The sequence below is a fragment of the Ruegeria sp. AI2 genome (assembly GCF_056541275.1).
In genome coordinates this window covers 75,866-101,940 of record NZ_JBQFYB010000001.1, presented here as the reverse complement: position 1 = coordinate 101,940, position 26,075 = coordinate 75,866, and the positions used below count along the sequence as shown (strand labels likewise).

The following is a 26,075-nucleotide window of genomic DNA, read 5'->3' as shown; positions in this document are numbered from 1 at the left end:
ACCTCGGAAATTGGAAAACTTGCAAAGGCACCCTATGGCCACCCAAAAGCTCTATGCGGGCGCGAAACTGCGCGAAATGCGAACGCGCCTGACCCTGACGCAGCGTGAATTTGCCGCCAAACTGGGCGTTTCACTGCCCTATCTGAACCAGATGGAAAACAACAACCGGCCGATCTCGACCACGGTTGTGCTGGCTCTGGCGCAGGAATTCGGAATGGATGTTACCGAACTCAGCACCGGCGACAGCGAACGTCTTGTTTCAGACATGCGCGAGGCGCTGGCCGATCCTGTTTTTGCCGACATACAGCCCCCTCTGGCCGATCTGCGCCTGACAGCTTCCAACGCCCCGGCCCTGGCGCGCGCGTTTATCGAATTGCACAAAACCTACCGGCAGACACATGAGCGCCTTGCCTCGCTGGACGAGGCTTTGGGGCGTGAAGATGCGCGTATTCAGGCCAGCCCGTGGGAAGAAGTGCGTGATTTCTTCCACTATTGCGACAACTACATCGACGCCGTGGACAGGGCCGCGGAACTGTTTGCCAACCGCGCCGACGGGCCTGGTGGTATCCGGCAAGCCGCCCTGAGCAGCCTTTCAGAGCGCGGAATTCAGGTGGTTTTTTCAGATATGGGCCCATTGCGCGCTTATGATGTCGACAGCAAAATTTTGCGCCTGTCCTCCCGTGCAGCCCCGCAGACGCAGGTGTTCCAGCTTCTGTTACAGGTTGCGCTGATCAGTCAGGACCAGCTGCTGGAGGCAACGCTGGACTTCGCCAAGTTCCAAAGTGACGAAGCCCGCGCTATCGCCAAAATTGGCCTTGCCAACTATTTCGCTGGTGCCTCTTTGATGCCTTATACCGCGTTTTTGACTGCTGCTCAGGAAGAGCGTCACGATCTGGAGCTGCTCAGCAACCGGTTCGGGGCGTCGGTCGAGCAGGTTGCACATCGGCTGTCGACACTACAGCGTCCCGGCGCCAAGGGTATCCCGTTCTTCTTCGTCCGGGTTGATCAGGCGGGGACGATCACCAAGCGGCACTCGGCCACACGCCTGCAATTTGCACGCTTTGGTGGCGCTTGCCCGCTTTGGAACGTGCATCGGGCCTTTGAAACGCCCGGGCATTTCCTGCGACAGCTGGCGGAAACACCAGATGGCGTTCGCTATATCTCGCTGGCACGGGATGTCTCAAAATCGGGGGGCTCGTTCGGTGCGCCCGTCAGACGGTACGCCATTGCGTTGGGGTGCGAGGTCCGCCATGCCCCGGCGCTTGTTTATGCTGATAACCTCGACATCAACAATGCCAGCGCTTACGAGCCCATTGGAATTTCCTGCCGCATCTGCGAGCGGCAAACCTGTCACCAGCGTTCGGTTCCGCCGCTGGAACGCCGTCTAAGCATCGACACCCATATTCGCGGCACCCTGCCCTATGAAGTGACCTGATCTTAGTCTGGCGACTAAGCACTATCAGCGTCACGTCTCTGGGCACGACGGGGGCATAGCCCCCGCCAATGAATTTAAGCCTTGGACAGGATCGCCCAGATCTCATCCTTCAGCGCCGCGCGTTTTTTGCGCAGGTCAACCTCGGCCAGCTCCTCCATGGGTTCGACATTGGTTTCGGCGCGGTGCACTTCGCGGTTGACCTCATGATATTCATCGGCCAGCCGGGCGAAATGCGCATCCGACTGCTTGAGCTGGCTCATCAGTTCAACTTTGTCCGGAAACTCTTCGGCCAGTTCATGCGGGGTGTGAGACATCTCTGTTCGCTCCTTCATATGTCGTTGCAAACCAGTGATAGAAGCGTGACCGGGCTTTCGCTTTGACCGGGATCAACTACCCGCAATAATCCCGCGAATTTCAATAAAGCGCCACGCGCATCCTGCCGTGCAGAGGGCAAGTTGTGCTGAAACGTGGCTCAACCTTATCTGGACAAGAACGCTGAACCTTTTCCTAATATGCCCCCGGCTAGCGCTGAACAGCGTATTCAACCGGGAGCAGTTAAGTATCATTATCGCTGCGCAGTTGCCCAGCCGGGGTGGATCCACGGGCGATCATTGGCCTTGGGTAACGGGTCTTTGCCCAGCAGAGAATCCGATACTTTCTCGCCCACCATGATCGAGGGCGCGTTGAGATTGCCGTTGGTGATCTGCGGGAAAATCGAACTGTCCGCGACGCGCAGCCCGTCCACGCCGATGACGCGACCCTCGGGATCGACCACCGCACCTTTGTCATCCGCACGCCCCATCCGGCAGGTGCCACAGGGGTGATAGGCGCTTTCGGCATGTTCCGCGATAAAGGCGTTCAGCTCTTCATCGGTTTGCACAGCGGCACCCGGCTGAATTTCCTTGCCCGCATAGGGTTTGAAAGCGTTTTGTCCAAAGATTTCGCGGGTCAACCGGATACAGGTGCGGAAGTCTTCCCAATCCTCTTCATGGCTCATGTAGTTAAACTTGATCACCGGCGCGTCTGCGGCTTGCGCAGATCGCAATGTGACCGCCCCGCGTGACGGGGACCGCATCGGGCCGACATGCGCCTGGAACCCGTGCCCCTCTGCCGCCGCCTGTCCGTCATAGCGAACTGCGATCGGCAGGAAGTGGTACTGAATGTCAGGATACTCCACACCCGGCTTCGACCGGATGAATGCCGCGCTTTCAAACTGGTTCGATGCGCCCAAACCTGTCTTGGTAAACAGCCATTGCGCCCCGATCAGACCCTTGCTGAACAGATTCCAGTGTTTGTAAAGCGTAATCGGCTGTAGCGAGGCCTGTTGAATATACAGCTCCAGATGATCCTGAAGGTTCGCACCCACCCCCGGACGATCCGCAACGACGTTGATCCCATGTTCCGCCAGATGCGCGCCCGGGCCGATACCGGACAGCATAAGCAGTTTGGGCGAGTTGATCGAGGACGCGGCCAGAACGACCTCGCGCCGGGCCTTGATGATCTCTTTCTTGCCGCCACGGATCAATTCCACACCAGTGGCGCGACCGTTTTCCATAACAACCCGAGACGCAAGACCCCGCACGATATCACAATTGTCGCGTTTGAGCGCGGGCTTCAGATAGGCATTTGCCGCCGACCAGCGCCGCCCTTTCCAGACGGTCTGCTCCATCGGGCCAAAGCCTTCCTGCTTTTCTCCGTTATAGTCGCCGGTGACCTCGTATCCCGCTTGCTGGCCTGCATCGACAAAGGCCTGAAACAGTGGGTTTGCGCGTGGACCGCGCGACACGTGCAATGGGCCGTCAGTGCCGCGCCAGGCCGGATCGCCCCCATGGCCGCCGTCATGCCATGTCTCCATGCGTTTGTAATAGGGCAGCACATCCGCATAAGACCAACCGTCAGCCCCCATCTCGGCCCAGGTGTCGAAATCGCGTGCGTGACCGCGCACATAGACCATGCCGTTGATCGACGACGACCCGCCGATCACCTTGCCGCGCGGACAGGCCAGACGGCGGTTGTTCAGATGCGGTTCGGGCTCGGACTGAAATCCCCAGTCATAGCGCGACATGTTCATCGGATAGCTGAGCGCGGCAGGCATCTGGATAAACGGCCCCATGTCGGTGCCACCATGCTCGATCACAAGGACCGAGGCCCCACCTTCGCTCAGACGATATGCCATTGCGCAGCCTGCGGACCCTGCGCCAACGATGACAAAATCTGCTTCCATATTCACAACTCCTCGCCCGCCGGGAAAAACGCCTCCGGCGGGAGTATTTTTAAAAAGATGAAGAGGTTACTCGCCGCGTGGGAACCGGGCATTTTCCTCGACGATGTTCAGATCCATGTGATTGCGCATGTAGCGTTCGGACGCCTTTTGCAGCGGCTGATAATCCCATGGGTAATATCCGCCTTGCCGCAGTGCCTCGTACACGACCCAGCGTCGCGCCTGACTGGCACGGACATCCGCGTCGAAGCGCTCCAAATCCCAGCGGGCCTCGGACTTTGCGCGCAGGGTTTGCAGCGTGCCCGCATGTTCGGGGCTGCCTGCCAGATTGGTCAGCTCATGCGGGTCTGCCTCGAGATCAAACAATTGATCCGGGTCCAGCGCGCATCGATTGTATTTCCACTTGCCATAGCGCAGCGACACCAGCGGCGCATACGATGCCTCGGCCGCGTATTCCATGGCCACAGGTGCGGTTCGTTCCCCGCCTTGCGCCAGCGGCACCAGGTTTTCACCGTCCGTCCATGGGGCGATCTCGGCCATGTCAACGCCTGCCAGCGCCCCGAGCGTGGGTGTGACATCAATGGTTGAAACCGGTGTATCGATCCGCCCCGCAGGCAAGTCCGGGGATGAAATCATCAAAGGAACGCGCGCCGAGCCTTCGTAGAAGTTCATTTTGAACCACAAGCCCCGTTCACCCAGCATGTCACCGTGATCCGAGACGAACAGGATGATCGCCTCTTGCCGTGTCGTTTCCAGCACTTCGAGGATTTCACCAATCTTGTCATCGAGATATGTGATGTTGGCGAAATAGGCACGGCGGGACTTGCGAATGTCTTCCTCGGTGATGTCGAAGTTACGCCAGTCATTGGCGTCGAAGATTCGCTTGGCGTGAGGATCCTGGTTTTCATAGCCAATATCAGCGATTTCAGGCAGCAGATGCTCGCAATCCTCGTAGAGGTCCCAGTATTTGCGCCGGGCGACATAGGGATCATGCGGATGGGTGAAGCTGACCGTCACGCACCATGGGCGGTCATCCTTGCCGCGTGCAAGGTCATACAGTTTGGCCTTGGCGTTATAGGCGACCTCGTCATCATACTCCATCTGGTTGGAAATCTCGGCAATACCCGCGCCGGTCACCGACCCCATGTTGTGATACCACCAGTCGATCCGCTCACCCGGCTTTCGGTAATCCGGTGTCCAGCCAAAATCGGCCGGGTAGATATCAGTTGTCAGGCGATCCTCAAACCCGTGCATCTGGTCCGGCCCGACAAAGTGCATTTTGCCTGACAGACAGGTGTAATAGCCCGCGCGACGCAGGTGATGTGCGTAAGTTGGGATATCGCTGCGAAACTCTGCCGCGTTGTCATAGACGCCGGTGCGTGAGGGCAATTGACCGGACATGAAGCTGGCCCGCCCCGGCGCACAAAGCGGCGACGCAGTATAAGCGTTGGCAAACCGAGTCGACCGTTCGGCCAGTTTCTTCAGGCTCGGAGCATGAAGCCAGTCAGCGGGACCGTCGGGAAAGAGGGTTCCGTTCAGCTGATCCACCATCAGGATCAGAATGTTCGGTTTTGTCATTTTTCAGCCTCGAGCAGAGTATCGAGCACGCGCATTGCGTGGTTCACGGCCAGTTGCGGTTCTTCCGGGGCGCTGAGCGCTGCGCGAATATAGAGCCCGTCAATCAGGGCAATCATGTTCTCGGCTGCCTCAACCGGATCCTGTATCCTGGGACGCAGGGCATGGACCAGGTTCGATCTGATGCGCGCCTGATAGATCTGCCACAAACGCAGCGCGTCACTATTGGTCTGCGCCAACACGTAAAAGGTCATCCAGGCGGCAATCACGTCAGGTGTGAAACACGAGGGAGCAAAACAGGCGTGGATAATCGCCTCTGCCCGATTGCCCGGTTTGGCCGCTTTCAACTGGGCCCTGGCTTCGTCGCTAAAGTCGGCGAGGATCTGACGCATTGCGGCCAGAAATATCTGATCCTTTCCGCCAAAATAATGGTGTGCCAGTGCGCTGGACATGCCCGCGCGTTTGGCAATCTGGCTGACGGTTACATCCAGGGATTTCTTGACACCCAGTTCAGCAATCGTCGCTCGAACAATCGCGTCCTTGCGGATCGGCTCCATTCCAACTTTTGGCATCGCTTTCCCCATACAGGTGTCATGCGACCAAGCTAGGATGTTTTTATTGACTCGTCAATCAATGTAAGCGCAGAGATGTCTTGTTACAGCTTCGGCGCAATACTGGGAGGCGTCAAGTCCCGCCGGTTCAACATGAACTCGCGCCATGAGATGAAGCTTACTGCGCCCAGTATCAGGGTTCCGCCAGCCACAACCCATAGGTCGACACTTTCGTGGAAGATCGCTGCACCCACAAGCGTGGCCCAGATCAACTGCAGGAATGTGACGGGTTGTGTGACGGCCACAGGCGCGGCCTGCAACGCCAATGTCATGAAGTAATGACCTGCGGTCGCAAAGCTGGCCACCAGAAACAGAACCCCGAGTTCTTGCATACTGGGCCGGGTCCAGACGGCAACCGCAAAGGGGATCAAGGCGATGGTTACCCAGATGGAAAGGTGCGCCACGACAACCGAAGGCGACACGTCTCGGACAAGAAGCTTGGCCAGCAAATAGGACCCACTTAGCATCAGGGCCGTTCCGAGCATGGCAAGGTGACCTTGTGAGACCTCGCGAAACCCGGGGCGCAGGATGACCAGCACGCCCACCAAAGCGACCAGAATCGCGGCGACCCTGCGAAAAGCCAGCTTCTCGCCCAGAAACAGGGCTGCACCCAAGGTGACATAAACCGGCGTCATGTAGTTCATCGCAGTGACTTCGGCCAAGGGAATTTGTGTCATGGCGAAGAACCAAAGCATGACAGCAATCGCGTGTACGACACCGCGCAAACCGAACAGCGTCAGCAGGCGGGGTGTCAGCCGGGTCGCCATGATCGACCGCAAGGCCGGTAACAGAAACACCAATCCCAGCGCATAACGCAGGAATGCGGCCTGGATCGGATTCATCGTCGTGCCCAGAGATTTGACCAATGCGGTCATCACAACAAAGGACAGCCCGGCGGCAAACATCCAGAACATACCGGCAAGCGGGCGCGACGAAACGGCAAGCAATGTCATGGCTTAGGTTGAACACCGAAACCCTGCCGGGAACAACCCTTCACATGACAACAAGTTTCAGTGCGATACCCAGCATTACGGCACCGATCACTGCATCCAGCACCTGCCAGGCGCGCGGGCGCGCAAACACCGGAGACAGAACACCCGCGCCGTATCCAAGTGAAAAGAAGAAGACAAAGCTGGAAATGGCCGCCCCGATGGCAAATCCGACCCGGTCATCATACTGTGCCGAGATGGAACCGATCAGAACCACTGTATCCAGATAGACATGCGGGTTCAGCCAGGTGAAGGCGAGAACGGTAAGCATCGCGGCTTTAAGGCTGGTTCGCGGGCCGCTGCCCGTTTTCATCACCGCGCCACCCCGCAGGGCAGACCCGAAGCTGCGCAGCCCATACCACGTCAGAAAAGCGGCCCCGCCAAATCGCAGTACAGGTTCAAACCAGGGGGCTGAATGCGCCAGAGTCCCGAACCCTGTGACGCCTGCAACAATCAAAACCGCGTCAGACATTGAGCAGGTCAGGCACAGAAGGAACACATGTTCACGCCGCAACCCCTGTCGCAAGATAAAGGCGTTCTGTGCCCCGATGGCGAGGATTAGACTGAAACCCAGCGCGAAACCGGCGATCATGGACGTGGGCATGGGACCTCCTGCTATTGCAAGACGTTGACTAAGATCGTCGGTGCGATCTATCAAATTAAAGATGTTACCCCAAGTTAAGCCTGACTAATGTTGCTGGATCCTCTTCACCTGTCCGCTTTGTCTGCCATTCTGCGCCATGGCAGCTTTGATGCGGCTGCGGCAGAACTGGCGGTGACGCCCTCGGCGATATCCCAGCGGATCAGGGCGCTTGAGGATCGGATTGGAGCCACCCTGATACATCGGGGCACCCCTTGCACCGGAACGCCCGCCGGGCTGCGCATCGCCCGTTACGCGGAAGATGTCGGACTGCTTGAGGCACAGCTGGTTCGAGAGCTTACGCTGGAGCAGGAATCAAGGTCCGCCCGCGTCCGCATTGCCGTACCGGCAGACAGTCTGGCCACCTGGTTTGTTGATGCGATGGCGCAGGTACCTGACATGCTGTTCGATCTGGTGATCGACGATCAGGATCACTCCGCAGACTGGCTGCGGCGGGGCGAGGTAAGCGCCGCCGTCACCGTTGGTGGCCAGACGGTGACCGGGTGCGACGCGATCCCATTGGGCGTGTTGCGGTACCTGCCAACGGCCAGCCCGGAATTCATCAACACCTGGTTTCGGGACAAAGTGACCGAGGCAGAACTGGGCAAGGCACCCTGCCTGGTTTTCAACCAAAAGGACGGGCTGCAAAGGGCATGGATTGTTCAGCACACTGGCAAACGCCTTTCCCCCCCGTCTCATTTCCTGCCTTCTTCACACGGATTTGTGGACGCGGCGATTGCCGGGCTTGGGTGGGGCATGAACCCCGCGGCTCTGGTGCAGGAGGTTTTGAAACAAGGGCTGTTGCGCCCCATCGTGCCCGATGCACCGCTGGATGTCGCGCTGAGCTGGCAGGTTGGGCGTGTTCTTGCGCCCGCACTCAAACCTCTGACCCAGGCTGTCAAACGTGCCTCAGAACGGATTTTGCTTCCGCCTCAAAGCAGCTAAACAGACACGACATTTTCGGAGGGACCGATGTTCTCACGTGACGCTCTTGGCTATGACCCTATTCCCCTGCCGGACCGATGCGACATCAGCGATACAGACATGCTGGGCGCGGCGCAGGCATTTTATGAAAAGATGCGTCAGCGTCATACTATCCGGGATTTCAGCCCCCGCCCCGTTGCCCGTGAGGTAATCGAAACCAGTCTGCGCACTGCGGGTACCGCCCCGTCAGGCGCCAATCACCAACCCTGGCATTTTGCAGCCATCTCGGACCCTGCCCTGAAACACCGCATCCGGGAAGAAGCCGAAGAAGAAGAACGCCGGTTCTACGCAGGTGGCGCCGGGGATGAATGGATCAAAGCACTGGAGCCCATCGGCACCAACGCGGTCAAAGAACATCTGACAGTCGCCCCTTGGCTGATCGTGGTTTTTGCCCAGCGCTGGGGGCAATTCGAGGATGGAACGCGGTACAAGAACTACTACGTCCCGGAGAGTGTAAACATTGCCACCGGTTTTCTCATTGCTGCGCTGCATCACGCGGGCCTCAGCACCCTGACCCACACCCCGAACCCGATGCGGTTTCTGAACGACGCGCTGGACCGGCCTGCGTCGGAAAAACCAACCATGATCATCGCGGTGGGGCATCCGTCAGAAGGAGCGACTGTGCCTGCTGTGGCAAAACTCAAGAAACCCCTGGAAGAGATTTCATCCTTCTTCTGAGGCTTTCGCTACGCTCGCCAAAAAGTCAATTCGAGGGCTGTTCCGCCTTTTTCCGTACTGGTTGCATCATACGGTAGCAGTTTACACAGGACACCAGACTGGCGACGACGATGAATGCGACGGCCATCGCGACCTCGTGCATATGGGCGACAGCGGCAAGGCCCGCAGACAACAACACCGCGGTTAAACGCGCGAACGCCTTGACCGCCGCCGATCCCCGTACCCGCTGCTCTTTGGGTGCCACATCCAGAAAATAGAGCTTACGCGCACTGCTGATCCCGGTCACCGCAACGGTGACAATGAACAGCGCAATTGCATGCAAGTGAACCTGATGGTCGATGCCCAAATAGTGGAACACCAAAAGGACACTGCCCGTTGCGGCAACCATCAATGTCCCGACCACCATGACCGCACGATGGGATTTCATGTTGATGGTTTGCCACAGAGGGCCCGAAACAAGATATCCCGAGGCGGAAGAAACGATCATCGCGGTCAATCCCTGTGTCGAGCTGTGATGCGCTTCGGCTGCAATGAGCGCGAAGAACGGAACAGACAGCGACACAGCAACCAAGGGCAGACGCATGATCATATACCGCCGGAACCACTGGTATTCGAACATGTCCAGAATACCCTTGATATTCGCCTTAATCGAAATGCCCCTTTCGGACTTCTGCGGCGTCGTCGGTGCACCCTCACGCACGGTTTCCGTCATCGCCAGCATGAACAGACCCGACAGAAGGAAGAATAAAACCGAAACGCCAATCATGACTGAATGGCGCGAAAAGGGTGGATTATCCTTGGTGATCTGATGCACCAGCAACGCAAGGCCAATGGCACATAGCCCCCCGGCACCAAGCTGCAGGTATTGCATGACCATGCGCGACCGCGCCTGAACGTGGTCCCCGAGCAGATCCGTAAGCATCAGGGTCTGCACTTCGCTGACAAGCCCGATCACCAGAAATACAGACAGGAAAACCGCCGCGATCAATGGGACAGCCCCGGTTGCGGCCGCAGCGATTGCCAGAACCAGACAGGCGCCAATGACCGCTTCGGTCAACGCAATCGCACGTTTCTTCTTGCTTCTTGCCGCAACGGGTTGTGCGAGAAAGAAATCCGCAATCAAGCAACCGACCATCCGCACCGACACCAGCGCCCCCGCCACAAACATCGGCAACTCGAAGGAAACGGCTAGAAAAGGTAAAACAACCGACGGGCTGCCGAGCGTCCACGCGACCTGAGACAGGATACTTTGCCCGGCTAGGACGGGCACGTTGCGCTTGGTTCGATCGGAAGTTTCGGATGTCATTAGTACTGTGTCTTCGTGTTTCCTGGATTTCCGCCACTTTCAGCCTAGGCGCATCGACTGTTTCAGCCAATAATTCAATAAAACCATCAAAAACCAAAAAACCCGGCCGTTGCGACCGGGTTTCAATGAGCTGGTATGGGTCAGCTTAAAGCTGCGCCATGACCTCATCGGTGGCTTCGAAGTTGGTCGTGACACGCTGCACATCGTCATCGTCTTCCAGCGCATCGACCAGCTTCATCAGCTTTTGCATGTCCTCAAGGCCCAGTTCCGTCGTTGTGGTCGGTTTCCAGACCAACTTGGTGGATTCTGATTCTCCAAGCGCGGTTTCCAATGCAGAGGAGACATCGTTCAGATCGGTATCCGCGCACCAGATGATGTGACCGTCTTCCGAGCTTTCGACGTCTTCGGCTCCGGCCTCGATGGCGGCCTCAAAAATCGTGTCGGCATCGCCAGCATCTGCCGGGTAAATGACCTCACCCTTGCGGTCAAACATGAACCCAACCGAGCCGGTCTCGCCCAGATTGCCACCGTTCTTCGAGAACGTGGAACGAACGGTCGATGCGGTCCGGTTGCGGTTGTCGGTCATGGTTTCGACAATTACCGCAACACCATTGGGCCCATAGCCCTCATAGCGGATTTCTTCGTAATCGTCGCCTTCACCCGCTTGGGATTTCTTGATCGCGCGGTCGATCACGTCCTTGGGGACCGAGTTCGACTTGGCTTCTTTCACCGCCAGACGCAGGCGCGGGTTCTTGTCGGGATCGGGGTCGCCCATCTTGGCGGCCACGGTGATCTCTTTCGACAGTTTGGAAAACAGTTTGGACCGCGCGGCGTCCTGACGCCCCTTGCGGTGCTGGATGTTGGCCCATTTGGAGTGGCCTGCCATAGTGCGTCCTCGTCATCATGTTTGCGTGTTCGGCGCTCATATAGACGTTTGCGGGGGGCAGGATCAAGAGAGCGGCTTGCGACGACCTCACCGCCTTGTATGGTGACGGCATGACGACAGATCAGATCATACTTTTTGCCCTTTTCATCACTGTCTTCGGAATGCTGCTTTGGGGTCGGTTTCGATACGACCTTGTGGCTTTTGCCGCGCTTATGATCGGCGTCGTGCTGGGTGTTGTGCCGGTGGGTGGCGCCTTTGCGGGCTTTGGCCATCCAGCGACAATTATCGTCGCGCTGGTGCTTGTGGTCTCTGCCGGTTTGGTCAGGTCGGGTGCGGTCTTTCTGATCACCCGCACTCTGGTTGATGCGTCACGGGGGCTGGGCGCGCATATCGCCCTGATGGGCGGGATCAGTGCGATTCTGTCGGCCTTCATGAACAATGTTGCGGCGCTTGCCCTGCTGATGCCCGTGGATATTCAGACCGCGCGCAAAGCGGGTCGGCCCCCCGGCCTGTCCCTGATGCCGCTGAGCTTTGCCACCATTCTGGGGGGCATGGTCACCCTGATCGGCACCCCGCCGAATATCATCATCGCTTCGATCCGGCAGGAAACGCTGGGCGAGCCGTTTCACATGTTCAATTTTGCCCCTGTCGGTGGAATAGCAGCGATTGCCGGTCTGGCATTTGTCGCGCTGATCGGATGGCGATTGATCCCCAATCGCGGCGTGCAACAAGAAACATCCGAGGTACTGGCCGAATACATTGCCGAACTGACGATCCCGCCGGGCTCTGCCCATATCGGCAAACGGGTCAGCGAGCTTTATGAAACGGCCGAAAAATCCGACGTGGCTATCATCGGCCTGATCCGGGATGGGAAACGGCGATATGGCCGGTCAACCCATGCCACATTGAACGATGGCGACGCGCTGGTGCTTGAAGCGCGCCCCGAAGCACTGGACGAATTCCGTTCTGCGCTGAAACTGGATTTCTCGGACACGCGACGGCAGGAGCTGCTGACGGCTGAAGGCGACGGGCTTGAAGTAATCGAAGTGGTCGTTCCCGAAAGCGCGCGCATAAGCGGCCGTACAGCGCAGGGTATCGGGTTGGCCTGGCGCCAAAGTACCGTCCTGATGGGCATCTCGCGTCAGGGTCGTCAGATCACCGAACAGGTTCGCAAGACCGAGGTTCAACCGGGAGACATCCTGCTGCTGCTTTGCCCTCGTGATCGCAGCGCTGATGTGACCGATTGGCTGGGGTGTCTGCCACTGGCCGAACGCGGATTGAACGTGACGGCAAACGACAAGGCCTGGTTGGCCATCGGTCTGTTTGCCGCTGCCGTCTTCGCGGCCAGTGTTGGGTTGATTTACCTTCCCGTCGCATTGGGGCTTGTCGTCATTGCCTATGTGCTGACCAAGGTCATGCCAATCACGGAGATCTATAACCACATCGAATGGCCCGTTGTCGTGCTGCTGGGTTCGATGATCCCACTGGGCAGCGCTTTGGAAACATCCGGCGGCACCGAGCTGATTGCCAATGCGCTGATTCAGCTGACCGACGGTCTGCCTGCATGGGCGATCCTGACGGTATTGATGGTCGTGACGATGACCTTGTCGGATGTACTGAACAACACCGCCACCGCCATCGTCGCGGCACCGGTGGGCATCCAGATGGCCCAAACGCTCGGGGTGTCGCCCGACCCTTTCCTGATGACCGTTGCCGTTGCGGCTTCGGCTGCGTTCCTGACGCCTATCGGCCACAAGAACAACACGCTGGTTCTGGGCCCCGGCGGCTATCATTTTGGCGACTACTGGCGCATGGGCCTGCCGCTGGAGGCTCTGATCATCGCGGTTTCCGTCCCCGCCATCCTTGTCTTTTGGCCGCTGTGACGGGTAAAGGCTGATCATGAAACGCTTTTTGATCCTGCAACTGCGCCCTGAAACGGATGCCTCCGACGCAGAATATGCTTCGATCCTGAACCGCAGCGGGTTGTCGCCCGAACGCACGCATCGCATCCGTTTGGATTGCGAAGACCTGCCAGAAGGGCTGAAAGTCACCGATTATGCGGGGGTTATCGTAGGCGGTGGGCCGGGATGCGTCAGTGATGACCCCGCAACCAAATCCGCGACGGATGCGCGGATCGAAGCCGCAATCCTGGGTTTGATGCCGCAGATTACCGCGCAGGATCATCCCTTCATGGGGTGCTGCTATGGCCTTGGTATTCTGGTGGTACATTTGGATGGCAACGTCAGCAAAGCCCGGTATGGCGAGCCTGTGGGACCGTCCAGGTGCCGCCTGACCCCCGAAGGACAACAAGACCCATTGACCGCAGAATTGGACGCCACCTTTGATGCGTTTGTTGGCCACAAAGAAGCGGTTCAAGCCTTGCCTGAGGGCTGCGTTCACCTTGTTGCGTCCGACCCCTGCCCGTTTCAGATGATCCGCTGGGGCCGGAACGTATATGCCACTCAGTTCCATCCGGAAGCCGATGCCAAAGACTTTGAACAGCGCATCAACATCTACAGGAACCACGGTTACTTCCCGCCCGAAGACGCGCAGAAACTGATCGACCACTGCCATTCGGCAGAGGTTACGCAGCCCGGCGAAATCCTGCGCCGTTTCGTCCAGCGATACGAGTGACCCAACGGCGCGGTTGCCTGCGCCTTTCCGCCTCGCTTAGGCTGATCTGACTCAACTTTGCGAGGGGATGATTGCGGATCATCAGGTTGCCATTGCCGGCCGCCTTGTTTTGCTGGCCCGGCTTTCGGCCATCCATGGCATCATGTTGCCTGCCGTGAATCTGCCGTTCACCGCATTGTTCCGCCGCCGCTGAAAGGAGTGTTCATGACAAACAATACTGCAGATGCGATTATCGTCGGTTCCGGGTTGGCCGGGCTGGCCGCTGCGGCAGAACTGGGTGACCGGGGCAAGAAGGTGATCATTGTCGATCAGGAACCCGAAAGCTTTCTGGGTGGTCAGGCGTTCTGGAGCCTTGGTGGACTGTTCATGGTCGACACCCCCGAACAGCGCCGCATGGGTATACGCGACAGCCACGAGTTGGCGCTGCGCGACTGGATGGGCAGCGCACAGTTTGACCGTGACGAAGACGCGTGGCCCCGCAAATGGGCCGAAGCCTATATCGAGTTTGCGGCTGGCGAGATGCGTCCATGGCTGCACGAGATGGGCCTGCGCTGGTTTCCGGTCGTTGGCTGGGCCGAACGTGGCGGGTCTTATGCGACGGGGCATGGCAACTCGGTCCCGCGCTTTCATATCACATGGGGCACCGGCCCCGGCGTTCTGGAACATTTTTTCCGACGCGTCCGCGACCATGTCAGCGCTGGGTTGATCCAGATGAAGTTCCGCCACCAGGTCAGCCATATCATCATGCAGAACGGAACCGCCAAAGGCGTTTCCGGAGAAATTCTGGCCGATGACACCACCCAGCGCGGCGGCAAAACCAACCGTGATGAGGTTGGCGAGTTCGAAGTTTATGCCCCGTCAATCATCGTCACGTCCGGCGGTATTGGTGGCAATTTTGATATGGTGCGTCAAAATTGGCCCCGGGACCGTTTGGGTGAGCCACCAAAAGATATGGTTGCAGGGGTGCCCTTTCACGTCGATGGCCGCATGATCGCAATCAGCGAAAAAGCGGGCGGCCATGTCATCAACGGTGATCGGATGTGGCACTACACCGAAGGCGTGCGCAACTGGGACCCGATCTGGCCCGCCCACGGCATTCGTATCCTGCCCGGCCCAAGTTCAATGTGGTTTGACGCCAGAGGTAACCGCCTTGCTCCGCCGTGCCTGCCGGGGTTCGACACATTGGGGACACTGCGTGAGATTCTGAAAACCGGGTATGAATACAGCTGGTTTGTTCTGACCCAGAAGGTGATCAAAAAGGAATTTGCGCTGTCCGGGTCGGAACAAAACCCCGACTTCACTTCGGGCAGCTGGAAAGAGGTTATCCGCCAACGCATTCTGTCAGGTTCCAGCGCAACTGCTCCGGTTGAGGCGTTCAAGGAAAAGGGTGAGGACTTTGTTGTCGCCAACACGCTGACCGAACTGGTCAATGGCATGAACCATCTGGGCGACACTCCGATAGACGAGGCTCAACTGCGTGCCCAGATCGAAGCCCGGGATTCGCAGGTCGACAACCCCTTTTCGAAAGATGCGCAAATGATGGCGATCCTTGCCGCGCGCAATTACCACGGAGATAAACTGATCCGCACAGCCAAACCGCACAAGTTTCTGGATCCGGCCAACGGCCCGCTGATTGCCGTCAAGCTGCATATTCTGACACGCAAATCTCTGGGTGGGTTGCAGACCAATCTGGACAGTCAGATGATTGGATCAGACGGCAATGTCGTACCGGGCCTGTTCGCTGCTGGCGAAGTCGCCGGATTCGGCGGTGGCGGCTATCACGGCTACAACGCGCTGGAGGGCACATTCCTGGGCGGCTGCATCTTTTCCGGTCGCAATGCCGGGCGTTCAAGGGCCGTCGCCTGACGCACTTTCCCTGTTACTTGCGCACCAGTTTGATCACCGGTTGGCCCTGCGCATCTAGCAGAGCCAGAGCGTTGCCCTGCATCGCGAATGTCGTGACGTTCTGCAAGGCTTGCAGGAATTGCCGCTCAACCGCGTCCAGCGGGGGCGGGCACGCCATGAGTGTTGCCGCCATGTTGTCTGGAAACGCAATGCGATTACCGGAAATCTCGGCCTGACCGCTGAACCGGTTGCAGCCGCTGCTTCCTGAAAAAACCCCATCCTGACCAAAGACAAGCTCGGGGCGTTTCTCGGATTCGACAGGCGCACCATTCAGGCCTGAGGCGGCCCATTGGGTGTTGTCCAGCGCTTCCGCCCCCTGCCCCTGGACCTGAACCAACAGAAGATCAGCGGAGTTTTCTGCCCCATTCGTCAGAACGGGGTAAACGGTATCTGTGGTGAACAGCAGGTTTTGCCCCTGCATCACAGATGCCCGAACGCTATAGCGATGAGCATCCATGATCAGTGCATCGTCATAGGTCAATTTGAACTGCGCGGGCACCCCGCTCAGCGCATACCGTTGCGCGGCAAGCGTGACAGCGGGAGCATCGGCCAGCGAGATATCCTGAAGCTCGACATAAAGGGTTGCGTCCGGTGGCAGTGCAATGCGCTCTCGGTATGTGGCGGTCCCTTCAACTGCACCGGCAATGGCGACACCGCTTAACGCCGCCCAAGTTGCTGCACCCGCCCATATTGCGCGACTTAATTGCTGCATAGGTCAATTCCTTTTGCAAACCCTCTTCGCAAAAGATCGTGTGCACTTGGGTCTTTGCAAGATGTGCTTCGACAAAGTGGCAATTCTGCGCCGAAATCACAAAGGCCAGATCAATGGAATAAGCAGGGATGCCAACAATCCGACTGTCAGATTTAGCGGAACACCCACCTTCATGAAATCGGTGAACCTGTAGCCGCCAGGGCCGTAGACCATCATGTTGGTCTGGTATCCGATCGGTGTTGCAAAGGACGCCGAAGCCGCCACCATAACGGCAACCACCAACGGGCGCGGGTCCATTCCGACGGCCTGGGCCAGTCCGATGGCTATAGGCGTGACCACAACCGCAACCGCATTGTTGGAAACCAGTTCGGTCAGCACCGAGGTCAGCAGGTAGATCGCCCAGATGATCAGGAAGGGCGGCAGAGCGCTTAATCCCGGCGCTACGGCCTCGACAATCAGTGAAACCGCGCCAGAGCTGTCCAGTGACGCACCGATGGCGAGCATCGCGAAGATTAGCGCCAACAGGCGACCTTCGACAAAGGAGAACGCCTCGTCCGCGTCGATGCAGCGGGTCAAAAGAACCACGGCTACGGCCACAATCGACAACAGCAGGATCGGCGCGACACCCAGCGCTGCAAGGACGACGATCCCGACCAGCGCGCCAATTGCAATCGGCGCATGGCTGCGACGGAAGGCGCGTGCAGAAGGCTGGCTGACATCCACCATATCCATGTCCGCCGCAAGGCGCTGGATATCTGCCGGGGCGCCCTCCAGCAGTAGTGTATCCCCTACCCGCACCACCAGATCATCCAACTGGCGACCAATATTCTGATTGCGGCGGTGAACGGCCAGAACATAGACACCGTACCGGCGCCGCAACCGCAGCATTCCCAATGTCCGCCCCACCATCCGGCATCCGGGTGTGATCAGAACCTCGACTGTCTTGGTCTCGACAGCGGAAACCTGATCCACGCGCTTGAGCTCTTTGTTGGTCTGAAGGCTCAGAAGTTCGGTCATCTCGGTCCGCAGGACCACGCGGTCACCGACCTGCAATTCAACGCCCTTCAGATTGCGCCGCAGCGATTCATCGCCCCGGACCACGTCGATCAGACGCACGCCGGGACGTTTGAACAACTGAACACCGGTCACTTCACGCCCGATCAGGTTGCTGTCGGGCGGAATGACCGCTTCGGTGAAAAACTTCATTCTGGACCGGTCGCTGAGCAGCGAGGCCATGCTGTCCCGCTCGGGCAGTAATCTGGGGGCGATGAAGCGCAGATAGATCATGCCGTAGATCACCAGTGCAATTCCCAGCGGCGTGACCTCGAATATCGAAAAGGCTTTCATCCCCTGCGCGCGGGCCACACCATCCACCAGCAGGTTGGTGGACGTTCCGATCAATGTCAGTGTCCCGCCAAGAATGGCGGCATAGCTGAGCGGAATTAGAAGTTTTGACGCGGGTACATTCAGCGTACGGGCGATCTGAACAAAGACCGGGATCATGACCACAACAACGGGCGTGTTAGACACAAAAGCCGAGGCCAGAACGACAAACCCCATCAGCAATCCGATGGCAATGCGCGGGTTGACCTGCGCCTGCCTTTGCGCGGTCGACGTGAAGGCGTCCAAGGCCCCGGTCCGCACCAAGGCCCCCATGATGATGAACATCGCCCCAATCGTCCAGGGCGCGGGATTGGACAAGACCGCCAGCGCGCTTTGATAGGGCAATATCCCTGTGACCAGCATCAGTGAGACACCGCCGATGGCCACGACCTCGGTCGGATAAACCTCGCGCAGGAACATGACGAACATGCTCGCAACAATCAGCAGCGCCAGAATTGCGCTGCCCGTCTCTGTCAGTGAAAGGAAATTCATTCGTGGTATTCTGTCCGAACCCTGGCCCAAGCGCCTGATGACATGCAGTTTCACGTATTGCGCGTGGCAGGGCAAGCCCGACGTTCGTTAATCAGGCCCGGCTTGTTCCAAACGCCCCCCGACGCGCACCATGCGAACAGATTTGGCCTGACCGTCGCGATCATCCGTTTCGACGAACACTCCGCTCAGCGTGGCCTCGCCATTGGCAGGGGTAAACCGGGTCTTGGGCATCCCGGTTATGAACCGGCGCATCGGTTCCTGCTTGTCCATGCCAATGACCGAGTCATAGTCGCCGCACATGCCCGCATCCGTCAGATAGCCTGTGCCGCCCGGCAGAATCTGCGAATCCGCTGTCGGTACATGGGTATGTGTACCCACCACAAGGCTGGCGCGCTTGTCGCAATAGTGACCCATGGCCATCTTCTCGGACGTCGCCTCACAATGCATATCGACGATGATGGCTTGTGCCTGCCCGCCCCTGGGGTGCGATTTCAGGATGGGCTCTATGGCCGAGAACGGGTCGTCGAATGGCCGTTTCATAAAGACCTGCCCCAACACCTGCACCACCAGAACCTTGCGCCCTCCGGGTGCGTTGAACAGCCGGTGCCCCCGCCCCGGCGCGCCCTTGGCATAGTTCACCGGGCGCACGATGCGCTGTTCTTTCTCGATATATTGCAGCATGTCCTTCTGGTCGAACGCATGGTCGCCCAATGTCAGGCAATCTGCACCGGCATCCAGCAGCAGCTTGGCGTGATCGCCGCTCAACCCCATGCCGTTCGACGCGTTTTCGCCATTGACTACAACGAAATCCAGCCGCCATTCATCGCGCAGGCGCGGCAAATGCTGCTGAACGGCCGCGCGCCCCGCGCGCCCCATGACATCACCAAGAAACAAAATCCTCATGATCCGGGTCGTAGGGGCTGTGCTGGGCAATAACAAGGCGGAACCGTGAAATTTAAGTTGAGCCCGAACTTGAAATTGCTTGCAGGCGTGGCAAAGTCTTAGCCATGCGCTTATATCAAAAGGACATGTTGTGAAGTTATTGGCAATATTGACATTCGGCCTTGTGGTCGCTTCGGGCGTTATGGCGCAAGGTACAAAGACATCCATGCCCAATCCCGCGGCAACCTTTTGCGTCGAGAATGATGGAGTTTACCAACTTCGGAAGAACGAAGACGGAAGCGTTTTTGGTGTCTGCATCCTGAAGGACGGCACGGAAGTGGATGCCTGGGACTATCTACGCGGCCACTTTCAGCAATGAGGCTTAGAACGTCAGCACCCGGCTTTCCGTGACAACCATGTCCAGCGGCTGATCGGTCGGCTCCAGTGGCAGATCCTGCGCCTCTTGCGCGTCAAAAGCGAAACCGATCGCCAGTGTCGCGCGCTTGCCTCGCAATCCTTCCAGCGTGCGATCATAAAATCCACCGCCATATCCCAGACGCCCGCCGTTGGCATCAAAAGCCACCAGCGGCACGATCAGGATCTCGGGGTCGAAATAATCATCGACCTCGGGCACTCTGGCACCGAATGGGCCGTCTTTCAGCGGTCCTTCAGGCGTCCAGCGCGAAAATTTCAGCGGTTTTCCAGCGGCTTGGATCACTGGAACACCAACAGGCCCATAAGCCGCAGCTTCAGCCATGGCGGATACCGGGTCGATCTCGGTCCGGATCGGCATGTAGCCTGACAAGGGCACACCGCGATAACCCGCCAGAACCTCGGACAAACGTCCGGCTGCACCGGGAACACGCGTGTCGAACGCGACCTTGCGCCGCGCAAATGCCGCTTTGCGTGCAGCTGCTTTGATTTCAGTCAGATCGGTCACAATAGCACCACACTTGCAAGCCCAAGAAAGATGAAGAACCCCATGACATCGGTTGTGGTTGTCACAAAGGTTCCTGACGCCAGAGCCGGGTCAATTCCCAGACGATCCAGCACCACCGGTACTACCGTACCTGCAAAGCCCGCGATGATCATGTTCACGACCAAGGCTGACCCAATCACGACACCCAGCCAAGGTGAACTGAACCACAGCATCCCTACGGTCCCCAGTACAATGGCAAAACAGAGCCCGTTCAACATGCCCACCAGCAGTTCCCGCCTGATAACGCGCATCACGTTTGAATTGGTCAGGTCGCGCGTCGCCAGTGCGCGCACTGCAACGGTCAGCGACTGAGTACCCGCATTGCCCCCCATGGATGCAACAATCGGCATCAGGATGGCCAGCGCGACAAGCTGGTCAATTGCTGCCGCAAATTGCGAGATTACCAACGAAGCACATATCGCTGTGCACAGGTTTACCGCCAGCCACGGCAACCGTCGCCGACTGGTCGCCGCGACACTGTCGGACAGAGAGCTTTCGTCGCTCACACCGGCAAGGCGCAGGATGTCTTCTTCGTGCTCTTCATCCAGAACGACCATCGCGTCATCAATGGTGATCACACCAACCAGACGCCCATCGGCATCCACTACAGGGGCCGAGATCAGGTGATACTGGTTGAAGGCGTAAGCCACGTCCTCCTCGTCCTGATCAACGGGGATGATGTGAAACTCCTCTTCCGCCAGATCGCGCAACGGCACCTCACGACGGGACGCCATCAGCTTGCCCAATGTCACCTGCGCTGTTGGTTTCAGGCGCGGATCGACCAGAACAACATGATAGAACTGCTCGGGCAGATCGTCATTGGCACGCATGAAGTCGATGGCCTGACCGACGGTCCAATGCTCGGGCGCCATGACGACCTCGCGCTGCATCAAACGACCAGCCGAATTCTCGGGGTAAGCAAGCGCCTGTTGCGCCGCTAGCCGCTCGGAATCTTCGAGCGCGCCCAGAATGGCTTCCTGCTGCGGTTCCTCAAGATCTTCCAGAAGGTCAACGACGTCGTCGCTTTCCATCTCGCGCACGGCTTCCGCCAGAACCTCGGGGGTCAGGACGGCGATGATTTCCTCGCGGACCGCTTCGTCCAGTTCTGACAGGATGTCACCGTCAAATTCCTTGTCATAAAGCCGGATCAGCCGCGCCCGGTCATAAGGATTGATCTGCTCCAGAAGGTCAGCGATATCAGCCGCGTGCAGCGGCTCCATCAGCTCAATCAGCTTGTCGCGATCATCCACATCGACGGCGTATAGGATCGCCGCCACTGTCCGGCGGTCCAGTGCATACGCGTCTTCGTCGTGGGGCAGATCGTATTCGGCTTGATCACTGCCTGTCGTCATGCGCTGCCCCCTTCTTTCGGCGATTGGCCCCTAAATAGAAGAAGCAGCTACCAGAAAACAATGACAATGCGCCGATTTACCCACTTCTTTCGTCTGCCTATGCTACAGCGCGGTCCCAAACAGGTGGAGAACAGGGCAAATGGCGCAAAAGACGCTTTTGAAAGGGCGCGTTCTGAGTTTCACAGGCTCACCCTTTGACGGAGAGCCAACCGAAGCGACCCGACTGGACGAAGCTGTCGTGATTGACAAAGGACGCGTTGCCGATGTCGGCGCGTCTGATGCGCTGATGCGGCGTCACCCTGATGCCGTCATCAAGGACCATGGCAATCACCTGATCATTGCGGGTTTCGTTGACCCGCATGTGCACTACCCACAGACGGCCATGATTGCCAGTTGGGGTAAGCGGTTGATCGACTGGCTGAACACCTACACCTTCCCCGAAGAGATGAAGTTTGGTGATCCTGAATACGCCTCTGAAATCGCCAACCGTTATCTGGATCTGACTGCCGCCCATGGCACAACGACGATGTGCAGTTTTTGCACCATCCACCCCGAAAGCGTGGATGCCTTTTTCACTGCCGCGCAACAACGGGGACAGCGCGTGGTCGCGGGCAAGACCTGCATGGATCGCAATGCGCCTGAAGGTCTGCGTGACACAGCCCAGACCGCCTATGACCAATCTGCCGCGCTGCTTGAGAAATGGCACCGTGTCGACCGCCTGTCCTATGCCATCACGCCCCGGTTTTCACCTACGTCCACCCCTGAACAGCTTGAGGCCATGGGCGCGCTTTGGGCGGAACATCCCCATTGCCTGATGCAAACACACCTGAGCGAGCAGACAGACGAAATCGAGTGGGTCCGCTCCCTGTTCCCCGATGCGCGGGACTATCTGGACACTTACGAAAAGTTCGGGCTGCTGGGGCAGAACGGACTTTATGGGCATGTCATCCATCTGGAAGACCGGGAACGCGATCGTCTGCGCGAGGTTGATGCGTCATTGATCCACTGCCCCACCTCGAACACCTTCATAGGGTCGGGTCTGTTCGACATGAACGGCTTGATCCACGATGGCCACCGGATCGGTCTGGCCACAGATACAGGTGGCGGATCAAGTTTTTCAATGCTTCGCACCATGGCTGCCGCATATGAAATCGGTCAGTTGCGTGGGCGCCCCCTGCATCCGGCGCAATTGCTGTGGCTGGGTACAGTCGGGTCGGCGCGCAGCCTGCGGATGGATGATTGCATCGGCAACATTGCTCCGGGAATGGAGGCGGATCTGGTCGTGATTGATCTCGCCTCGACCCCGGCCATCGCCCAGCGCGAAGCTTGTGCAAACGATGTTTGGGAGGCAATCTTCCCGACCATCATGATGGGTGATGATCGGGCTGTGGCCGAGGTCTGGATTGGTGGGCGGCAGGCCGCTTAGGCCTGCAACCCCTTGGCAAGACTGTTTTGACGCTCAATCACGCGGGGCAGGTCAATCGTCGTGATATGCCCATCCCGCACGATCTGGCGGCCTTCGACAAACAGGTGCTTTACTTGCATCGGACCGGCCAGAAGCAGAGCTGCCGGGTCCCAGCTGCCTGCGCATTCGATACTGCGCATATCCCAGACAGCGACATCCGCGCGTTTTCCCGGCATAAGCCGCCCGCAATCGGGACGCCCCAGCACATCGGCCCCGCCGCGGGTTGCAATCTCCAATGCTTCGCGGGCCGACATCGCATCCGCCCCATTGACCACCCGCTGCAACAGCAGCGCCTGCCGGGCCTCAAGCATCAGATTACCGTTGTCGTTACTGGCCGAGCCATCAGCGCCGAGACCGACCTTTACCCCCGCATCGCGCATCGCCCGCACCGGCGCGATGCCTGATCCCAGACGGCAGTTCGAACATGGGCAATGAGCGACACCGGTTTTGGTGCGCGAAAACAGATCAATCTCGGTCCCGTCCAGCTTGACGCAATGAGCGTGCCAGACATCCGGGCCGGTCCAACCCAGATCTTCGGCGTATTGACCGGGCCGACAGCCGAACTGAGCCTGTGAATAGGCGATATCTTCATCGTTTTCAGCCAGATGTGTATGCAACATCACGCCTTTGTCCCGTGCCAGAAGGGCTGCATCTCGCATCAGGTCCCGGCTGACGGAGAACGGTGAACACGGGGCAAGACCTACGCGGCACATCGACCCTTCTGACGGGTCGTGAAAAGCATCCACGACCCGGATCATGTCGTCCAGAATAGCAGTTTCTACTTCCACCAGACTGTCCGGAGGCAGGCCGCCATCGCTTTCACCAATGCTCATCGCGCCACGTGTCGGGTGAAATCGCATCCCCAACTCGGATGCGGCAGCAATCGTGTCCTCCAGCCGCGAACCATTGGGATAGAGGTACAGGTGATCAGAACTGAGCGTACAGCCTGACAGCGCCAGCTCTGCCAAACCGATCTGGGCCGAGGTGAACATCTCGTCTGGTCCGAACTTCGCCCAAATCGGATAGAGTGTCTGAAGCCACCCGAACAGCAATGCATCCTGCCCGCCCGGCACCGCGCGGGTCAACGTTTGGTAAAGATGGTGATGGGTGTTCACCAACCCGGGTGTCACCAGACAGCCCGAAACATCGTGAACCTCGCCTTGTGTTTGCAATCCGTGCCCGATCCCCGCGATCTGGCCGTCGCGGATCAGAATGTCCGCCGCGGGGAGCTCCTGCCGGGACTCGTCCATCGTCAGGATCAGATCAGCGTTTTTGAGTAGGATTTCTGTCATGTCGCGCTCCTGCATCTGCCCGTCTCTTGCAAGGAGTGCGAAGGTCGGCGGAAAACGGGCTTAAGAACCGACCGGGTATTATGTACCCGCCATCGGGATCTGCGACAACAGGTTTCAGAATCGACGCAGGATCTTAAGGGCCTCTGCATGTATTTCTGCGTTGGCTGCGGCCAATGCCCGACCGCCCTCATGCGCCGGGCCGCCTTGCCAATCGGTCACAATTCCGCCTGCCGCCTGAATAACCGCGATAGGGGCCTGAATGTCATACGCGTTCAGCCCAGCTTCGATCACCAGATCTGCTTGCCCTGCGGCCAACAAGGCATAAGCGTAGCAGTCCATTCCATAACGCGTCAATTGCACCTGCTCCGACACGGCCTGAAATCCGGCCCGGTCATCCGGGGTGCCGACTTCAGGAAAAGTGGTGAACAGCGTCGCCTGTGCTAGAGATTTCGTCCCCCGTGTTTGCAGCTTACTGGTGCCCTGTGGCCCTGTAAGGTGCGCACCAGCTGCCGATCCGACAAAGCGTTCGCCAATGTAGGGCTGATCAATCACCCCCATGATCGGCCCGTCTGCTGTGCTGAGCGCGATCAGAACGCCCCAGGTTGGTGTGCCACTGATAAACCCGCGCGTGCCGTCGATGGGGTCCAGAACCCAGGTTCGGCCACTGCTGCCCTTGTGCGCACCGTATTCTTCACCCAATACGCCATCTTCAGGGCGCAACCGGGACAGCACTTCTCGCATGGCTTTTTCAGCGGCCCGATCCGCTACGGTGACGGGGTCAAACCCTTCGGTCAGCTTGTTCGCAGTTTCCAGATTGGTCTGACGGAAAAAAGGAAGAATGGCCGCGCGTGCCGCTTCGGCCATTTCTTCTGCAATTTTAATGTCGCTTAAACTCGCCGGATGCATGGCACTCTGGTGCGTGCATTACGTGACAAAGTCAAGCCGGTCTGATCAGGCGACGTCGCTGAGGACACGTGCAAGTTCAAACAGGCGGCGGCGCTGGTTTTCCGGAATTGCGTAGTAAGAGCGAACTAGATCCAGGGCTTCTTTATCGCCCATCAGATCAGCTGGAACAGATTTCTTTTCCGCGCTGCTTTTCTGGGCTTCTTCCAGACCTTCAAAGAAGAAGCTGACCGGTACGTCCAATGCCTCGGCAATGTCCCACAGGCGGGACGCGCTGATTCGGTTGGCTCCGGTCTCATATTTCTGGATTTGCTGAAACTTGATACCAACTTGCTGCGCCAATTGTTGCTGGGTCATCCCAATCAGCCAGCGGCGATGCCGAACGCGCTTGCCCACATGGACATCGACGTGATGAGTCATTGGTATTCTCCTCTACTACACACACATTTGTACGGGATCGTGCGACGTCCGAGATCGCAATACCAATAGGGGCTTCCTTAACCGCCCCCAAATCCGGACTGTGCCGTCCCCCGTTACCAGCACTGCTTGCCAATATTGCCGGTTTTGAATTTTTTTTCAAGCTGGTTGAGTCGATCCCCCCTCACAAGGGCTGTGGTTGTATGCGTCAAATGCCCTGCCCGCTGTTCGCGTGGCCCGGCTGGATATGCGACAGATTTTCAGACGTTTCAGGACGCCGCGCATAAGGAATTGACATCTCGCACAGCCCACGTGCCTATGCCCCAAGCACGTG

At 58.4% G+C, this 26,075-nt stretch carries 25 protein-coding genes; 9 read left to right on the top strand and 16 right to left on the bottom strand.

Annotated features, from left to right (window positions below; genetic code table 11):
- Nucleotides 1-34: 34 nt before the first annotated feature.
- Nucleotides 35-1,435, top strand: coding sequence for a helix-turn-helix domain-containing protein (locus ACR0LL_RS00510; protein ID WP_209504590.1), 1,401 nt, complete (start codon nucleotides 35-37; stop codon nucleotides 1,433-1,435).
- 74 nt (nucleotides 1,436-1,509) lie between these two features.
- Here ACR0LL_RS00510 and ACR0LL_RS00505 read toward each other — a convergent pair whose 3' ends face one another.
- The 6 genes from ACR0LL_RS00505 to ACR0LL_RS00480 form a co-directional block, all read right to left on the bottom strand.
- Nucleotides 1,510-1,749, bottom strand: a complete 240-nt coding sequence (locus ACR0LL_RS00505; RefSeq protein WP_209504591.1) for an HP1242/YdcH family protein — start codon at nucleotides 1,747-1,749, stop codon at nucleotides 1,510-1,512.
- 251 nt (nucleotides 1,750-2,000) lie between these two features.
- On the bottom strand, nucleotides 2,001-3,659 hold the full coding sequence (betA, locus tag ACR0LL_RS00500) for a choline dehydrogenase (RefSeq protein ID WP_480582907.1): 1,659 nt from the start codon (nucleotides 3,657-3,659) through the stop codon (nucleotides 2,001-2,003).
- A 66-nt stretch (nucleotides 3,660-3,725) separates the two neighbouring features.
- Nucleotides 3,726-5,234 (bottom strand): choline-sulfatase, encoded by a 1,509-nt coding sequence (gene betC, locus ACR0LL_RS00495; protein WP_480582904.1) that lies wholly within the window; start codon nucleotides 5,232-5,234, stop codon nucleotides 3,726-3,728.
- Nucleotides 5,231-5,803, bottom strand: a complete 573-nt coding sequence (betI, locus tag ACR0LL_RS00490; protein ID WP_267365208.1) for a choline-binding transcriptional repressor BetI — start codon at nucleotides 5,801-5,803, stop codon at nucleotides 5,231-5,233. Before betI ends, betC begins: the two co-directional genes overlap by 4 nt.
- Before the next feature lie 83 nt (nucleotides 5,804-5,886).
- A complete protein-coding gene (locus tag ACR0LL_RS00485; RefSeq protein WP_480582901.1) occupies nucleotides 5,887-6,795 on the bottom strand; it encodes a DMT family transporter in 909 nt (302 codons plus the stop codon).
- Nucleotides 6,796-6,835: 40 nt separating this feature from the next.
- Complete coding sequence (locus ACR0LL_RS00480) at nucleotides 6,836-7,435, bottom strand: LysE/ArgO family amino acid transporter (RefSeq protein WP_480582898.1); 600 nt, start codon at nucleotides 7,433-7,435, stop codon at nucleotides 6,836-6,838.
- A gap of 87 nt (nucleotides 7,436-7,522) precedes the next feature.
- On the opposite strand from ACR0LL_RS00480, the gene ACR0LL_RS00475 reads away from it, so the two are divergent.
- Nucleotides 7,523-8,416 (top strand): LysR family transcriptional regulator ArgP, encoded by an 894-nt coding sequence (locus ACR0LL_RS00475; RefSeq protein WP_480582895.1) that lies wholly within the window; start codon nucleotides 7,523-7,525, stop codon nucleotides 8,414-8,416.
- 27 nt (nucleotides 8,417-8,443) lie between these two features.
- Nucleotides 8,444-9,133, top strand: coding sequence for a nitroreductase family protein (locus ACR0LL_RS00470; protein ID WP_480582893.1), 690 nt, complete (start codon nucleotides 8,444-8,446; stop codon nucleotides 9,131-9,133).
- A gap of 25 nt (nucleotides 9,134-9,158) precedes the next feature.
- Here the strand turns inward: ACR0LL_RS00470 and ACR0LL_RS00465 are convergent, their stop codons facing one another.
- Together ACR0LL_RS00465 and ACR0LL_RS00460 are read right to left on the bottom strand one after the other, a co-directional pair.
- Nucleotides 9,159-10,439, bottom strand: coding sequence for an MFS transporter (locus tag ACR0LL_RS00465; RefSeq protein WP_480582891.1), 1,281 nt, complete (start codon nucleotides 10,437-10,439; stop codon nucleotides 9,159-9,161).
- 145 nt (nucleotides 10,440-10,584) lie between these two features.
- Nucleotides 10,585-11,325, bottom strand: a complete 741-nt coding sequence (locus ACR0LL_RS00460) for a YebC/PmpR family DNA-binding transcriptional regulator (protein WP_480481976.1) — start codon at nucleotides 11,323-11,325, stop codon at nucleotides 10,585-10,587.
- Between the two features lie 110 nt (nucleotides 11,326-11,435).
- Between ACR0LL_RS00460 and ACR0LL_RS00455 the strand changes: the two genes are divergently transcribed.
- The 4 genes from ACR0LL_RS00455 to ACR0LL_RS00440 all read left to right on the top strand — a co-directional run bounded on the left by ACR0LL_RS00455 (nucleotide 11,436) and on the right by ACR0LL_RS00440 (nucleotide 15,825).
- Nucleotides 11,436-13,208: an SLC13 family permease gene (locus ACR0LL_RS00455; RefSeq protein WP_480582888.1), complete on the top strand. Its 1,773-nt coding sequence runs from the start codon at nucleotides 11,436-11,438 to the stop codon at nucleotides 13,206-13,208.
- 16 nt (nucleotides 13,209-13,224) lie between these two features.
- Nucleotides 13,225-13,959 (top strand): glutamine amidotransferase, encoded by a 735-nt coding sequence (locus tag ACR0LL_RS00450; RefSeq protein ID WP_480582885.1) that lies wholly within the window; start codon nucleotides 13,225-13,227, stop codon nucleotides 13,957-13,959.
- A 67-nt stretch (nucleotides 13,960-14,026) separates the two neighbouring features.
- The gene (locus ACR0LL_RS00445; RefSeq protein ID WP_480582882.1) at nucleotides 14,027-14,152 is read left to right on the top strand and encodes a hypothetical protein; all 126 of its coding nucleotides are present in this window, start codon (nucleotides 14,027-14,029) and stop codon (nucleotides 14,150-14,152) included.
- 11 nt (nucleotides 14,153-14,163) lie between these two features.
- Entirely contained in the window at nucleotides 14,164-15,825 is a 1,662-nt protein-coding gene (locus tag ACR0LL_RS00440) for an FAD-binding dehydrogenase (RefSeq protein WP_480582879.1), read from the top strand.
- Between the two features lie 13 nt (nucleotides 15,826-15,838).
- Here ACR0LL_RS00440 and ACR0LL_RS00435 read toward each other — a convergent pair whose 3' ends face one another.
- The 3 genes from ACR0LL_RS00435 to ACR0LL_RS00425 form a co-directional block, all read right to left on the bottom strand.
- On the bottom strand, nucleotides 15,839-16,576 hold the full coding sequence (locus tag ACR0LL_RS00435; RefSeq protein WP_480582876.1) for a YbaY family lipoprotein: 738 nt from the start codon (nucleotides 16,574-16,576) through the stop codon (nucleotides 15,839-15,841).
- 96 nt (nucleotides 16,577-16,672) lie between these two features.
- Nucleotides 16,673-18,451, bottom strand: coding sequence for an SLC13 family permease (locus ACR0LL_RS00430; protein ID WP_480582873.1), 1,779 nt, complete (start codon nucleotides 18,449-18,451; stop codon nucleotides 16,673-16,675).
- Between the two features lie 87 nt (nucleotides 18,452-18,538).
- Nucleotides 18,539-19,354 (bottom strand): TIGR00282 family metallophosphoesterase, encoded by an 816-nt coding sequence (locus ACR0LL_RS00425; protein WP_209504607.1) that lies wholly within the window; start codon nucleotides 19,352-19,354, stop codon nucleotides 18,539-18,541.
- A gap of 148 nt (nucleotides 19,355-19,502) precedes the next feature.
- On the opposite strand from ACR0LL_RS00425, the gene ACR0LL_RS00420 reads away from it, so the two are divergent.
- Nucleotides 19,503-19,712, top strand: a complete 210-nt coding sequence (locus tag ACR0LL_RS00420) for a putative hemolysin (protein WP_480522524.1) — start codon at nucleotides 19,503-19,505, stop codon at nucleotides 19,710-19,712.
- Between the two features lie 3 nt (nucleotides 19,713-19,715).
- On the opposite strand, the gene ACR0LL_RS00415 is transcribed toward ACR0LL_RS00420, so the two are convergent.
- Together ACR0LL_RS00415 and mgtE are read right to left on the bottom strand one after the other, a co-directional pair.
- Nucleotides 19,716-20,273: a 5-formyltetrahydrofolate cyclo-ligase gene (locus tag ACR0LL_RS00415; RefSeq protein ID WP_480582870.1), complete on the bottom strand. Its 558-nt coding sequence runs from the start codon at nucleotides 20,271-20,273 to the stop codon at nucleotides 19,716-19,718.
- Entirely contained in the window at nucleotides 20,270-21,664 is a 1,395-nt protein-coding gene (gene mgtE / locus ACR0LL_RS00410) for a magnesium transporter (protein WP_480582868.1), read from the bottom strand. Before mgtE ends, ACR0LL_RS00415 begins: the two co-directional genes overlap by 4 nt.
- 139 nt (nucleotides 21,665-21,803) lie before the next feature.
- On the opposite strand from mgtE, the gene guaD reads away from it, so the two are divergent.
- Nucleotides 21,804-23,090, top strand: a complete 1,287-nt coding sequence (gene guaD, locus ACR0LL_RS00405; RefSeq protein WP_480582865.1) for a guanine deaminase — start codon at nucleotides 21,804-21,806, stop codon at nucleotides 23,088-23,090.
- On the opposite strand, the gene ACR0LL_RS00400 is transcribed toward guaD, so the two are convergent.
- From ACR0LL_RS00400 to ACR0LL_RS00390, 3 genes are all read right to left on the bottom strand, one after another.
- Nucleotides 23,087-24,421 carry an 8-oxoguanine deaminase gene (locus ACR0LL_RS00400; protein ID WP_480582862.1) on the bottom strand — a complete coding sequence of 445 codons (1,335 nt, stop codon included), beginning with the start codon at nucleotides 24,419-24,421 and terminating at the stop codon, nucleotides 23,087-23,089. The genes guaD and ACR0LL_RS00400 overlap by 4 nt on opposite strands.
- A gap of 114 nt (nucleotides 24,422-24,535) precedes the next feature.
- Nucleotides 24,536-25,327: a histidinol-phosphatase gene (gene hisN / locus ACR0LL_RS00395; protein ID WP_480582859.1), complete on the bottom strand. Its 792-nt coding sequence runs from the start codon at nucleotides 25,325-25,327 to the stop codon at nucleotides 24,536-24,538.
- A gap of 45 nt (nucleotides 25,328-25,372) precedes the next feature.
- On the bottom strand, nucleotides 25,373-25,744 hold the full coding sequence (locus tag ACR0LL_RS00390) for a helix-turn-helix domain-containing protein (protein WP_267365354.1): 372 nt from the start codon (nucleotides 25,742-25,744) through the stop codon (nucleotides 25,373-25,375).
- Nucleotides 25,745-26,075 lie beyond the last annotated feature (331 nt).